The organism is Shinella sp. R2-11 (genome assembly GCF_055330205.1).
In genome coordinates, this window is the sequence record NZ_JBVAPC010000005.1 from 230,367 (window position 1) to 242,871 (window position 12,505).

At 66.0% G+C, this 12,505-nt stretch carries 13 protein-coding genes, 1 tRNA gene and 1 pseudogene; 11 read left to right on the forward strand and 4 right to left on the reverse strand.

Features of this window, described 5'->3' with window-relative positions; all coding sequences use genetic code 11:
- Positions 1-2: 2 nt before the first annotated feature.
- The gene (locus tag ACZ1A1_RS15270) at positions 3-1,214 is read right to left on the reverse strand and encodes a TIGR03862 family flavoprotein (protein WP_463620564.1); all 1,212 of its coding nucleotides are present in this window, start codon (positions 1,212-1,214) and stop codon (positions 3-5) included.
- Between the two features lie 94 nt (positions 1,215-1,308).
- Positions 1,309-2,931 (reverse strand): ABC-F family ATP-binding cassette domain-containing protein, encoded by a 1,623-nt coding sequence (locus ACZ1A1_RS15275; RefSeq protein WP_313196507.1) that lies wholly within the window; start codon positions 2,929-2,931, stop codon positions 1,309-1,311.
- A gap of 307 nt (positions 2,932-3,238) precedes the next feature.
- Here ACZ1A1_RS15275 and ACZ1A1_RS15280 point away from each other — a divergent pair, with 307 nt between their 5' ends.
- Positions 3,239-3,760, forward strand: a complete 522-nt coding sequence (locus ACZ1A1_RS15280; protein WP_313196506.1) for a hypothetical protein — start codon at positions 3,239-3,241, stop codon at positions 3,758-3,760.
- A gap of 37 nt (positions 3,761-3,797) precedes the next feature.
- Here the strand turns inward: ACZ1A1_RS15280 and ACZ1A1_RS15285 are convergent.
- Positions 3,798-3,887, reverse strand: a tRNA-Ser gene (locus tag ACZ1A1_RS15285).
- Positions 3,888-4,217: 330 nt separating this feature from the next.
- On the opposite strand from ACZ1A1_RS15285, the pseudogene rplU reads away from it, so the two are divergent.
- The 4 genes and pseudogenes from rplU to ACZ1A1_RS15305 form a co-directional block, all read left to right on the forward strand.
- Positions 4,218-4,529, forward strand: a pseudogene (gene rplU, locus ACZ1A1_RS15290) (50S ribosomal protein L21); the annotation flags it as partial.
- An 88-nt stretch (positions 4,530-4,617) separates the two neighbouring features.
- Positions 4,618-4,887, forward strand: a complete 270-nt coding sequence (gene rpmA / locus ACZ1A1_RS15295) for a 50S ribosomal protein L27 (RefSeq protein WP_119257900.1) — start codon at positions 4,618-4,620, stop codon at positions 4,885-4,887.
- A gap of 127 nt (positions 4,888-5,014) precedes the next feature.
- Complete coding sequence (locus tag ACZ1A1_RS15300) at positions 5,015-5,647, forward strand: GNAT family N-acetyltransferase (protein ID WP_313195361.1); 633 nt, start codon at positions 5,015-5,017, stop codon at positions 5,645-5,647.
- Positions 5,644-6,234 (forward strand): GNAT family N-acetyltransferase, encoded by a 591-nt coding sequence (locus tag ACZ1A1_RS15305; RefSeq protein WP_463620565.1) that lies wholly within the window; start codon positions 5,644-5,646, stop codon positions 6,232-6,234. Before ACZ1A1_RS15300 ends, ACZ1A1_RS15305 begins: the two co-directional genes overlap by 4 nt.
- A gap of 40 nt (positions 6,235-6,274) precedes the next feature.
- Here ACZ1A1_RS15305 and ACZ1A1_RS15310 read toward each other — a convergent pair whose 3' ends face one another.
- A complete protein-coding gene (locus ACZ1A1_RS15310; protein WP_463620566.1) occupies positions 6,275-7,135 on the reverse strand; it encodes an endonuclease/exonuclease/phosphatase family protein in 861 nt (286 codons plus the stop codon).
- Between the two features lie 85 nt (positions 7,136-7,220).
- On the opposite strand from ACZ1A1_RS15310, the gene obgE reads away from it, so the two are divergent.
- The 6 genes from obgE (at position 7,221) to rlmH (ending at position 12,394) form a co-directional block, all read left to right on the forward strand.
- Positions 7,221-8,231 carry a GTPase ObgE gene (gene obgE / locus ACZ1A1_RS15315; protein ID WP_313195358.1) on the forward strand — a complete coding sequence of 337 codons (1,011 nt, stop codon included), beginning with the start codon at positions 7,221-7,223 and terminating at the stop codon, positions 8,229-8,231.
- Between the two features lies 1 nt (position 8,232).
- Positions 8,233-9,405, forward strand: a complete 1,173-nt coding sequence (gene proB / locus ACZ1A1_RS15320; RefSeq protein ID WP_463620567.1) for a glutamate 5-kinase — start codon at positions 8,233-8,235, stop codon at positions 9,403-9,405.
- Positions 9,398-10,675 carry a glutamate-5-semialdehyde dehydrogenase gene (locus ACZ1A1_RS15325; protein WP_463620568.1) on the forward strand — a complete coding sequence of 426 codons (1,278 nt, stop codon included), beginning with the start codon at positions 9,398-9,400 and terminating at the stop codon, positions 10,673-10,675. The genes proB and ACZ1A1_RS15325 overlap by 8 nt, the downstream gene beginning before the upstream one ends.
- A 37-nt stretch (positions 10,676-10,712) precedes the next feature.
- Positions 10,713-11,321, forward strand: coding sequence for a nicotinate-nucleotide adenylyltransferase (locus ACZ1A1_RS15330; protein ID WP_415212933.1), 609 nt, complete (start codon positions 10,713-10,715; stop codon positions 11,319-11,321).
- Positions 11,322-11,361: 40 nt separating this feature from the next.
- The gene (gene rsfS / locus ACZ1A1_RS15335) at positions 11,362-11,832 is read left to right on the forward strand and encodes a ribosome silencing factor (protein WP_454633886.1); all 471 of its coding nucleotides are present in this window, start codon (positions 11,362-11,364) and stop codon (positions 11,830-11,832) included.
- 79 nt (positions 11,833-11,911) lie between these two features.
- Positions 11,912-12,394, forward strand: coding sequence for a 23S rRNA (pseudouridine(1915)-N(3))-methyltransferase RlmH (rlmH, locus tag ACZ1A1_RS15340; protein WP_424548607.1), 483 nt, complete (start codon positions 11,912-11,914; stop codon positions 12,392-12,394).
- The last annotated feature ends 111 nt before the right edge of the window (positions 12,395-12,505 follow it).

The following is a 12,505-nucleotide window of genomic DNA, read 5'->3' on the forward strand; positions in this document are numbered from 1 at the left end:
GGCTATCGCTTATTGGATAGCCAGCGATCCATTCCGAGCGCGGCGGCACGGCCGGTCGCAAGGCACGCCGTCAGCAGGTAGCCGCCGGTCGGCGCTTCCCAGTCGATCATCTCGCCCGCGACGAAGACGCCGGGCAGCGCCCTCAGCATGTAGCCCTCGTCGATGGCGTCGAACCTCACGCCGCCCGCCGACGAGATCGCCTCGGCAATCGGCCGCGGGCGCACGGGGCGGAGCGGCACCGCCTTGATCGCCGCCGCCAGAGCTGCGGGAGCCAGCCCGGCCGCATCGGGAATGCAGGCCCGCAGCAGCGCCGCCTTGACCCCATCGAGCCCGGCGCCCTTGCGCAGCCGGTTGGAAAAGCTCGCTTTGCCGCCCTGCCGGGCGAGATCCGCGGCCAGCCGCTCCACCGTGCGGCCCGGCGCAAGATCAAGCGTCAGGATCGCCGTCCCGGTCTCGTCCAGCGCATCGCGCAATGCAGCCGCATGGGCATAGATCAGGCTGCCCTCGACGCCCGAGGCCGAGATGACGAATTCGCCCGGGATCGTCCCGGCCGCAGAGCGCGCCGTGACGCCCTTGACCGGCGCGCCCGCGAATTTCTCCACGAAGAACGCCGGCCACTCGACATCGAAACCGCAATTGGCCGGCCGGAAGGGCGCGATATCGACGCCCCTTTCCGCAAGCGCACCGACCCAGGCGGCATCCGAGCCGAGCCGCGGCCAGCTCGCCCCGCCGAGCGCCAGGAGGATCGCATCGAAGGCCATCGTCACCGCGCCGCCGGGCGTCCCGACGGCCAGCCCCTCCGGCGCGAAGCCCGTCCAGCGATGGCGCACGCGGATATCGACCCCCTGCCCTTCCAGCCGCGCCCGCCAGGCGCGCAGCAAGGGCGAGGCCTTCATCACGGTCGGAAACACCCGGCCGGACGATCCGACGAAGGTCTGCGTACCGAGCCCGGATGCCCAGTCCCGCAGATCGCCCGGCGTGAAAGCATCGAGCGCCGCGCGCAAATGCCCGTTCGCCGCGCCGAAACGGGCGGCGAAGCGCTCATAGGGTTCGGAATGGGTGATGTTGAGGCCCGACTTGCCGGCCAGCAGGAACTTTCGCCCGACCGTCGGCATCGCCTCCAGCACCGTCACGGCATGGCCCCGCGCGGACAGCATCTCTGCCGCCATCAGCCCGGCCGGCCCGCCGCCGACGATCCCGATCCGCTTTGCCATCCTGTCCCCGCGCAATGACGCCTCGATAGAGCGGTCCGCCGCCATACCGCCGCCGATGCGCCCGTCATAACGCAATCGCGGCGGCGGCGACAGGTCAGCCTGCGAGGCCCGGCGCCTCGTGCCCGGTCTGGGCGACATATTCGGTATAGCCGCCCGGATACTGGTGGATATCGTCGCCGTTGAGCTCCAGCACCCGGTTCGACAGCGCGCCGAGGAAATGGCGGTCGTGCGAGACGAAGAGCATGGTGCCCTCGTATTCCGACAGCGCCTTGATCAGCATCTCCTTGGTGTCGAGGTCGAGATGGTTGGTCGGCTCGTCGAGGATGAGGAAGTTCGGCGGATCGAACAGCATCGCCGCCATGACGAGCCGCGCCTTCTCGCCGCCGGAGAGCACCCGGCACTTCTTCTCCACGTCGTCGCCGGAAAAGCCGAAGCAGCCGGCCAGCGTGCGCAGCGGCCCCTGCCCCGCCCGTGGAAACTCCGCCTCCAGCCATTCGAACACGGTCAGGTCGCCGTCGAGGAGATCCATCGCATGCTGTGCAAAATAGCCGACCTTGACGCTCGCCCCGATCGTCACGCTGCCGGCGTCCGGCGCCGCGGCACCGGCGACCAGCTTCAGCAGCGTCGACTTGCCCGCGCCGTTGATGCCCATCACGCACCAGCGTTCCCGGCGGCGGATCAGGAAGCTGAAATCCTCGTAGATCGCCCGGCTGCCATAGGCCTTGCCGACATTCTTGAGGCTGACCACGTCCTCGCCCGAGCGCGGCGCCGGCTGGAATTCGAACATCACCGTCTGGCGCCGGCGCGGCGGCTCGACGCGCTCGATCTTGTCGAGCTTCTTCACCCGGCTCTGCACCTGCGCGGCATGCGAGGCGCGCGCCTTGAAACGCTCGATGAACTTGATCTCCTTGGCGAGCATCGCCTGCTGGCGCTCGAACTGCGCCTGCTGCTGCTTCTCGTTCTGTGCGCGCTGCTGTTCGTAGAAGCCGTAGTCGCCGGAATAGGTCGTCAGCGAGCCCGCATCGATCTCGATGATCTTGTTGACGATGCGGTTCATGAACTCGCGGTCGTGCGAGGTCATCAGCAGCGCCCCGTCATAGCCCTTGAGGAACTGCTCCAGCCAGATCAGGCTTTCGAGGTCGAGATGGTTGCTCGGCTCGTCGAGCAGCATCACGTCCGGCCGCATGAGCAGGATGCGGGCGAGCGCGACGCGCATCTTCCAGCCGCCCGAAAGCTTGCCGACATCCCCGTCCATCATCTCCTCACTGAAGCTGAGGCCCGCCAGCACCTCGCGCGCCCGGCTCTCCAGCCCGTAGCCGTCGAGCTCCTCGTAGCGCGCCTGCACCTCGCCGTAGCGCTCGATGATCGCATCCATCTCGTCCAGCCGGTCGGGATCGACCATCGCCGCCTCGAGTTCGCGCAGTTCCGCCGCGACGGAGCTCACCGGCCCGGCTCCGTCCATCACCTCGGTGACCGCGCTGCGCCCCGCCATCTCGCCGACATCCTGGCTGAAATAGCCGATGGAGACATGCTTCTCGACGGAAACCTGCCCCTCGTCCGGCAGCTCCCGCCCGGTGATCATGCGGAAGAGCGTCGTCTTGCCCGCCCCGTTGGGCCCGACCAGCCCGATCTTCTCCCCGCGGTTCAGCGCGGCGGAGGCCTCGATATAGAGGATGCGGTGGCTATTGGACTTGCTGATATTCTCGATGCGGATCATGGAAGGAGGCCTCGTCGTGTCCCGCGCCCTATGCCACGAGGCGACGTTCGGTGTCCATCGGCAGCATCGCCCATTCGGGCCTCGGGACATGCGTGTCCGCAACACAGATGCTTGAGTTTTTGAAGAAGGAATTTACAACCGGGACAGCAAGAAAATACCCGCATATGCAATGAACGGCCGAGGATCGGTAATGGCGAAACTCATTTATCTCCCCTATTCCGACATGGAACAGATGGATTTCGTTCGCAGAACCCGGACCGTCTGCATCTACAACGCCGATCGTCGCGGAATCTATTCCAAGAACCTCGTGCGCATCGTCGCCTCCTGCAATGCGAGCAACAACCGCATCGAGGGCGTCTTCTGCGTGGACGCCGCCGGCTCGAGAAGCGGGCACCTGATCGGCCATGCCTCTCATTTCAAGGGCTTTGCCGAAGGCGCGGAGATCGACGTCGAAATCCTGCCCGCCACCCCGGACGACTGCGTGGAATGGCTCGAAGGAAACGAGGATCCGGAGCGGAAGGTTCTGGGCCAGATCCTGAACTTCGCCCTGGAAGGCGCGAAAGGCACCAAGAAGCTCGCAGCGCTTTCCGAGGAGAACTTCGAGGCCGCGAAGGAGGACAGGCTCGCCGCCGCTCAGGACAAGAAGAAAGGCATCCTGTACGGCCTCGCCGGCTTCATGGGCGGCATCATCTTCGACGTGGGGATGCTCGAGGAAAAACTCGGCATCACGATTCCCCTGGCCGTGGTGGTCGGGCTGTTCGCGCTGACGATCCTCGCAATCCTCACCGCCCTGCTGTTCCCTCGGAAAAAGCAGGCCGAACAAGACTAGGCCGCATAAAGCAGGCCGGTTTTCATTTGCGGGATAATGGCGGAGAGGGTGGGATTCGAACCCACGATACCCTTGCAGGTATGCCGCATTTCGAGTGCGGTGCATTCGACCACTCTGCCACCTCTCCGGATGCCGGTCGGCGCCCTTCGACGCGGGGCGGTACATAGCGGGTGTCGGGCGGGGTTGCAAGGGGGCAGAATGCATCTAATTGCAACGGTGACGGAAATCTCCTTGACAGTTTTCATCGCCTCACCTATTGCGCAAGGTGCAGTGGCATAGGTCCGACCTGTGCCGCGACGAAGGTTCTTTGTGCCGTGTCCCTCGCATTTGCAGGACCTGCCGGCAGGAACCGACCAAACCGGCGGGGCGCCAATGCCTCTCCATCCGTAGCGACTGACAAAAAGACGGCCTTGCCCTTTCCGGGTAAAGAGCCGGCACGAACATGAAAGGATATAAAATGTTCGCAGTCATCAAGACCGGCGGTAAGCAGTACCGCGTGGCCGCCAACGACGTCCTGACGGTTGAAAAGCTGTCCGGCGAAGCTGGTGCGAAGATCGAATTCACCGAAGTGCTGATGGTCGGCGTCGGCGCCGATGCCACGATCGGTGCGCCCTTCGTCGAAGGCGCCATCGTGACCGCCGAAGTCGTCGAGCATGGCCGTGGCAAGAAGGTCATCGCCTTCAAGAAGCGCCGCCGCCAGAACTCCAAGCGTTCGCGCGGCCATCGCCAGCACAACACGACTGTCCGCATCGTCGAGATCGCGGCAGCCGGCGGCAAGGCAAAGAAGGCTTCCAAGAAGTCTGAAGCCGAAGCCGTTGCAGCAGCCGAATAATCCGGACAGGTAAAGGAGAACTCCCATGGCACACAAAAAAGCTGGCGGTTCCTCGCGCAACGGTCGCGATTCCCAGTCCAAGCGCCTCGGCGTGAAGAAGTTCGGCGGCGAAGCCGTCCTCGCAGGCAACATTATCGTTCGCCAGCGCGGTACGCAGTGGCATCCCGGCGCCAATGTCGGCCTCGGCAAGGATCACACGATCTTCGCCCTTACGGCTGGCAATGTGAATTTCCGTACGAAGGCCAACGGTCGCGTCTACGTGTCTGTAATGCCGAAAGCGGAAGCAGCGGAATAAGCCGGTAGCGCTCTAAAACAGCCGGCGTCTCATCGACCCGGCTGATGCTACAGGTTTCGGACCTGCGGAAAAAAAGGGGAGATGAGGCAAGACCTTATCTCCCCTTTTTGCTCTGGAGGAACGAGCCATGCAAACCGAACTGTTGCGGGAAGACCAATCGAGGTCTCCCCAGGAAAGGCTGAGGCCCGACCGGTCGAGGACCGATTGCCCGATCTTGCTGTCGCAAAGGCTCGTCATGAGAGCCCCGCACGAAGACGACATCGACGCCCTTGCCCATCTCGCCAACAACGCCAACATCGCCAACATGGTCGCCCGCATGCCGCACCCCTACACGGTCGCGGATGCCGCCGATTTCGTGCGACGCACACGCGCCGGCGCGATTGGCAAGTGCGTCTATGCCATTACGAAAGCCGACAACGGCGCCTTCCTCGGTTGCTGCGGGATCGAGCCGCACGAGGACGGGCGCACGGTCGAGCTCGGCTACTGGCTGGGCGAGCCCCACTGGAACCAGGGCTATGCGACCGAAGCGGCCCATACGCTGGTCGACATGGTCTTCCGCACCCGCGACATCGAGCAGATCGATGCGCGCTGCCGGGTCATGAACATCCCCTCGCGCCGGGTCATCCAGAAGTGCGGCTTCCAGTTCCAGGCGACCGGCATGGTGCAGAGCCTTGCCGTCGGCGGCATGGTGCCCGTCGAATGGTACCGGCTCGACCGCAAGACCTGGGTCTCGCTGAAGAGCTGGGGAGGCATGCGATGAACGCCATGCACAACCACAGGCAGGAGGCGCACATCGCCGCTCCCGGCCCGTGCCCGACCGTCACGACCGCCCGCCTCACCCTGCGCCCGCACCGCATGTCGGACGCGGACGCCATTGCCCGGTCGCTCGGCGACTTCGAGGTCTCGCGCATGCTGGCGCGGGCACCCGCCCCCTATGACCGGCAGGACGCCGCCGAATGGCTTTCGGGTGCGACCTCCGGCCTTGAGGAAGGCTGGGCCTTCGCCATCACCACCGGGGACGACGCACATATCGGCTGCGTCGCCTTCGAATGGCGCGGCGATGCGTGGCATCTCGGCTACTGGCTGAACCGCTCCCATTGGCGGCAGGGCTACATGACCGAGGCGGTGCGCGCGGCGACGGCACGCTTCCTCACGCGGATGCCCGGCACGGAGATCCATTCGGGCGTCTTCGCCGACAATCCCGCCTCGCTCCGGGTGCAGGAGAAGACGGGCTTCCGCATCACCGGATGCAGCGATCTCTATTGCGTCGCCCGCGGCGCGATGGTGCCGCATATCGAGACGCGGCTGGAACCGGGCGATTTCCGCCCGGCGGCATCGCGGCAATAGAATGAAGCCGGGGCGGCGCGATCCGCCCCGGCCCTTTCCATCACGAAAGCTCGAACCAGACGGGCATGTGGTCGGAACCGAAGGCGGTTTCGTCGACCCAGGCATCCTTCAGCCGCTCCACGAGACCGTGGCCGAGGAAACAGTAATCGAGGAAGAGGCGATCGGCATGATCCTCGGGATTGATCCAGCTGAAGCTTCCCGCATGACGCTTGCCGAGGCCGGCCAGCGCATCGACCGGGTTGGTGGCGCGGATCTGACGGCCGTAGAGCGGATCGACGCCGCCGGCCATTTCGCAATATTCCGGCGATTCCGGCACCATGTTGAAATCGCCCATCAGCACATAGTCCTCCGGCACCGGCGGCTCGGGAAGGCCGAATTCATGCGCGCCGGAAATCGCGCCGCCCTCCACGCCGTAAAGCCGGGCGCGATCCTTGAGATAGCGGATCTGGGCGAGGCGCTCGTCACGGTGGACATGGTCGAGATGCACGGAGTAGACGCGGATCGGCCCGTCCGGCGTCGCGATCACCGCCTCGGCAGCGCCGCGCTGGAGGTTCAGCTTGTCGAGCGTGCGCGTGCGCGGCAGCGGGATCACGCGGCTGGACAGGATCGGCCAGCGCGAGAAGATCATGTTGCCGAACTGGAAGCGGCGGTTGACCACCCGGCCCTTCTCGATGGCCGAGCCGGCATCGAGGTCGCAGGACGGCCAGAAGACGGAATAATGGTTGGCGAGCAAAGTCTGCAGCTCGGCGACCATGTCGATATGGCCGTTGCGGTGGAAGTTTCGGCTCACCTCCTGCAGCGCGATGATGTCGGCGCCGTGGATGCTGGAGACGATGCGCGGCAGGTCGAGGCGATCGTCGAGACCGATGCCGTACTGGACGTTGTAGCTGACGAATTTCACGATAGTCTTTGACCTCTGCGGGAACCGTCTATATCGAAGACGGAAAAATGACCATGACGATCAGAATAAAGCGAACGGCGAGCCGATGAAGTTCCTGGACGAAGCAAAAGTCTATATCCGGTCCGGTGACGGCGGGGCAGGGGCTGTCTCGTTCCGCCGCGAAAAATTCGTGGAATTCGGCGGGCCGGACGGCGGCGACGGCGGGCGCGGCGGCGACGTGTGGGTGGAGGCTGTCAACGGCCTCAACACGCTGATCGACTTCCGCTACCAGCAGCATTTCAAGGCCTCGATCGGCACGCACGGCATGGGCCGCAACCGCACCGGCGCCAATGGCGCCAGCGTGACGCTGAAGGTGCCGGTCGGCACGCAGATCTTCGAGGAAGACAACGAGACGCTCATCGTCGACCTTATCGCCGAGGGCCAGCGCTTCAAGCTCGCCGCCGGCGGCAATGGCGGCTTCGGCAACGCGCATTTCAAGTCCTCCACCAACCAGGCGCCGAGCTGGGCCAATCCGGGCCTCGAGGGCGAGGAGAAGACGATCTGGCTGCGGCTGAAGCTGATCGCCGATGCCGGCCTCGTCGGCCTGCCGAATGCCGGCAAGTCGACCTTCCTTGCGACCTGCACGCGCGCCCGGCCGAAGATCGCCAACTATCCCTTCACCACGCTGCACCCGAATCTCGGCGTCGCGACCATCGACGGCGCGGAGTTCATCCTTGCCGACATTCCGGGCCTCATCGAGGGCGCGCATGACGGCATCGGGCTCGGCGACCGCTTCCTCGGCCATGTCGAGCGCACGCGCGTGCTGCTCCATCTCGTCTCCGCGCAGGAGGAGGACGTCGCCAAGGCCTACAAGACGGTGAAGCGCGAGCTCGAAGCCTATGGCGGCGGCATCACCGACAAGCCGGAGATCGTCGCCCTCTCGCAGATCGACGTGCTCGACGAGGAAGAGCTGAAGAAGAAGTCCAAGGCGCTGGCGAAGGCCTGCGGCCAGACGCCGCTGCAGCTTTCCGCCGTCGCCAATGTCGGCATGACGGCAACGCTGCGGGCGCTCCGCGACATCATCGTTCAAGCCAAGACCGCCGGATCCGACGACTGAGATGACGAAGAACCGCAAACCGCTCGGGAAATACCGCCGGATTGTGATCAAGATCGGCTCGGCCCTGCTCGTCGACCGGGCGACCGGCCTCAAGAAGGCCTGGCTCGACGCCATGTGCCGGGACATCGCGGCGCTGAGGGCCGGCGGCACGGACGTGCTCGTCGTCTCCTCCGGCGCCATCGCGCTCGGCCGCTCGGTGCTGAAGGTGCCGGCCGGCGCGCTGAAGCTGGAGGAAAGCCAGGCAGCGGCGGCCGTCGGCCAGATCGCGCTCGCGCGCGCCTGGTCTGAGAGCCTTTCGGCGGACGGCATCGTCGCCGGCCAGATCCTGCTGACGCTCGGCGATACGGAAGAGCGCCGCCGCTATCTCAACGCCCGCGCGACGATCAGCCAGCTCCTCAAGCTCGGCGCCGTGCCGATCATCAACGAGAACGACACGGTCGCGACGACCGAAATCCGCTACGGCGACAACGACCGGCTCGCCGCCCGCGTCGCCACCATGACGGGCGCGGACCTCCTGGTGCTGCTCTCCGATATCGACGGCCTCTATACGGCCCCGCCGCATCTCGATCCGAACGCACGCTTCCTCGAAACCATCGACGCCATCACGCCCGAGATCGAGGCGATGGCGGGAGGCGCCGCGTCGGAATTCTCGCGCGGCGGCATGCGCACGAAGATCGATGCCGGCAAGATCGCGACGGGCGCGGGCTGCGCCATGATCATCGCATCGGGCAAGGTCGACCATCCGCTGCGCGCCATCGAGGACGGCGCCCGCTCCTCCTGGTTCGCGCCCTCCGGCTCGCCGGTGACCGCGCGCAAAACCTGGATTGCCGGGCAGTTGCAGCCGGCCGGCCGGCTGGAGATCGATGCCGGCGCGGAAACGGCGCTTGCGGCCGGCAAGAGCCTTTTGCCCGCCGGCATGCGCGGCGTCTGGGGCTCCTTCTCGCGCGGCGACACCGTTTCGATCTACGGCGCGAACGGCCGCGAGATCGCCCGCGGCCTTGCCGGCTACGATGCCGACGAGGCACGGCTGATCGTCGGCAAGAAATCGGCGGAGATCGCCGCCATTCTCGGCTATGCCGGCCGCGCGGCGATGGTGCACAGGGACGACCTCGTGGTGACCGGGCTTTCGGCGCCGGCCGCGACCGAGGCGAGGAAGGACGTCAGCCATGCTTGACCAGGTCAAGACCGACATCGACAGCCTGATGGCCGGGATCGGCCGCAATGCCCGCGCCGCCGCCCGCCCGCTCGCCATCGCCACGGCGGAACAGAAGAACCGCGCGCTCGACGCCATGGCGGCGGAAATCCTTTCGAACCGCGACGCGATCCTTTCCGCCAATGCGATCGACCTTGCCCATGCGAGGGAAAGCGGCGTCGCCGCCTCCTTCATCGACCGGCTGACGCTGATGCCCGAGCGCATTGAAGGCATTGCCGCCGCCATCCGCGACATCGCCGCCCTCAAGGATCCGGTCGGCGACGTCATCGCCGAATGGGACCGGCCGAACGGCCTGCACATCGAGCGCGTGCGCACGCCGCTCGGCGTCATCGGCGTCATCTACGAGAGCCGCCCGAACGTGACGGCGGATGCCGGCGCGCTGTGCCTGAAGGCCGGCAATGCCGTGATCCTGCGCGGCGGGTCGGACAGCGTGAATTCATCGCAGGCGATCCATTCCTGCCTCGTCGCCGGCCTGAAGGCTGCCGGCCTTCCCGAACACGCGATCCAATATGTGCCGGTGACGGACCGCGCCGCCGTCGGCGCCATGCTGTCGGGCCTTGGCGGCGCCATCGACGTCATCGTGCCGCGCGGCGGCAAGAGCCTCGTCGCCCGCGTGCAGAGCGAGGCGCGCGTGCCGGTCTTCGCCCATCTCGAAGGCCTCTGCCATATCTATGTCGACACATCGGCCGACCTCGACATGGCGAGGAAGATCGTCGTCAATGCCAAGATGCGCCGCACCGGCATCTGCGGCGCGATGGAAACGCTGCTGGTCGACCGCGCCGTCGCCGATACGCATCTTGCGCCGCTCGTCGAGGGCCTCAGGGCCGCCGGCTGCGAAGTGCGCGCGACGGAGGAGATCCGCGCCCGCATCCCGGGCCTCGTCGCGGCGACCGAGGCGGACTGGTCGACGGAATATCTCGACGCCATCCTCTCCGTCGCGCTGGTCGACGGCGTATCGGGCGCGATCGAGCACATCAACCGCTGGTCCTCCGCCCATACGGAAGCCGTCATCGCCGAGGACCCGGCGGTCGTCGAGCGCTTCTTCACCGAGATCGACTCGGCCATCCTCGTGCACAACGCCTCGACCCAGTTCGCCGATGGCGGCGAATTCGGCATGGGCGGCGAGATCGGCATCGCGACCGGCAAGATGCATGCGCGCGGCCCCGTCGGCGTCGAGCAGCTCACCTCCTTCAAATACCGCGTGCGCGGCACCGGACAGGTGCGGCCCTGAGGTGACGGCGGACACGGTTGCAGAGCGCTACCTCAGGATGCCCCATGTCGAGAAAGGCATGGCGGTGGGCCTTTTCGGCGGCTCCTTCAACCCGCCGCACCAGGGCCATGCGCTCGTCGCGGAAACCGCGCTGCGCCGCCTCGGCCTCGACCAGCTCTGGTGGATGGTGACGCCCGGCAACCCGCTGAAGGACCACCGGGAGCTTGCCCCGCTCGCCGAGCGCATCCGCCTCAGCGAGGCCATCGCCCCCGGCCCGCGCGTCAAGGTGACGGCCTTCGAGAAGCGGCTCGGCCAGAGCTATACGGCCAAGACGCTCGAGCGGGTCCAGGCGCTGAACCGCGGCGTGAATTTCGTCTGGATCATGGGCGCCGACAATCTCGGCACCTTCCATCACTGGCAGAACTGGCGGAAGATCGCCTGCACCTTCCCCATCGCCGTCATCGACCGGCCGGGCTCGACGCTCTCCTATCTATCCTCCCGCATGGCCAAGACCTTCGACCATGCCCGCGTCGACGAGGAGGATGCCATGTCGCTTCCCGGCCGCCCGGCGCCGGCCTGGACCTTCATCCACGGGCCGCGCTCGGCCCTCAGTTCCACGGCGCTGCGCAAGGGCGCGACGCTAGAGAAAACCATCCCTCAGAAGTGACGTCTTGAAACTGCCCCCCATCGGTGCCTACATTTGGTAGGTGCCGGCGCATTTTGCCGGTACGGGACGTGCTGCTTGTATCCAGAAAGGAACGAACCTGACAACAGTGCACGCAAAGGGAAACGTCGTCGGCGTTTTCTCCAGGAGCGCGGGACGCAGCGACGATGCCGCCGACCGGGCCCTTCAACTGGTCCTCTCAAGCCTCGAGGACTCCAAGGCGGAAGATATCGTCACCATCAACATTGCCGGAAAATCGGCGCTGGGCGACTACATGGTGGTCGTGTCCGGACGCTCGAACCGTCATGTCATGGCGATCGCCGATCACCTCATCACCGATCTCAAGGACGAAGGCCTGGGCAATGCCCGCGTCGAGGGCCTGGAGACGGGTGACTGGGTGCTGATCGACACGGGCGATATCATCATCCACGTGTTTCGGCCGGAAGTCCGGGAGTTCTACAACATCGAACGGATGTGGGCGGCTCCCGAGATCGAGGACGGCACGGTACACTAATTCAGACGCCGGGCACCTGTCCGGCGAAAGCAGGCGGTGGCGCGGCTGCGCGTCACCCGAACGGACAGGGCTTGAGGCGATGCGGGTTGGACTTTTTTCGGTTGGACGGCTGAAGGCCGGCCCTGAGAAGGAACTTGCGGCCCGCTACATGGATCGTTTCGCGAAGGCCGGTCCCGCCATCGGCCTCGAACTCGGCAGGCTTGCCGAAGTCGGCGAAAGCCGGGCCGGCAATGCCGAGACGCGCAAGCGCGAGGAAGCGGCCATGCTGGAAAAGGCGCTGCCCGACGGCGCCGTGCTGATCCTGCTCGACGAGCGCGGCAAATCGCTCGATTCCCCGGCCTTTGCCGATCTTCTCGCCGGCTTCCGCGATTCCGGCAAACGCGAGCTGATGATCGCCATCGGCGGCGCAGACGGGCTCGACCCCGCCCTTTACGAGCGCGCCAACGCCACGCTCTGCCTCGGCAAGATGACCTGGCCGCACCAGCTCGTGCGCATCCTGCTGGCCGAACAGCTCTACCGCGCCGTCACCATCCTCTCCGGCCATCCCTACCACCGCAGCTGACGGCAGCGTCATGGCCGCGCAAGCCTCGCGACCCATGATGGCGAAGGCCGTATTTTTGGCGCTGTTTGTTGGCGAAATCGGCAAATCAGCATAGAGCAGGTCCAGCAAAAC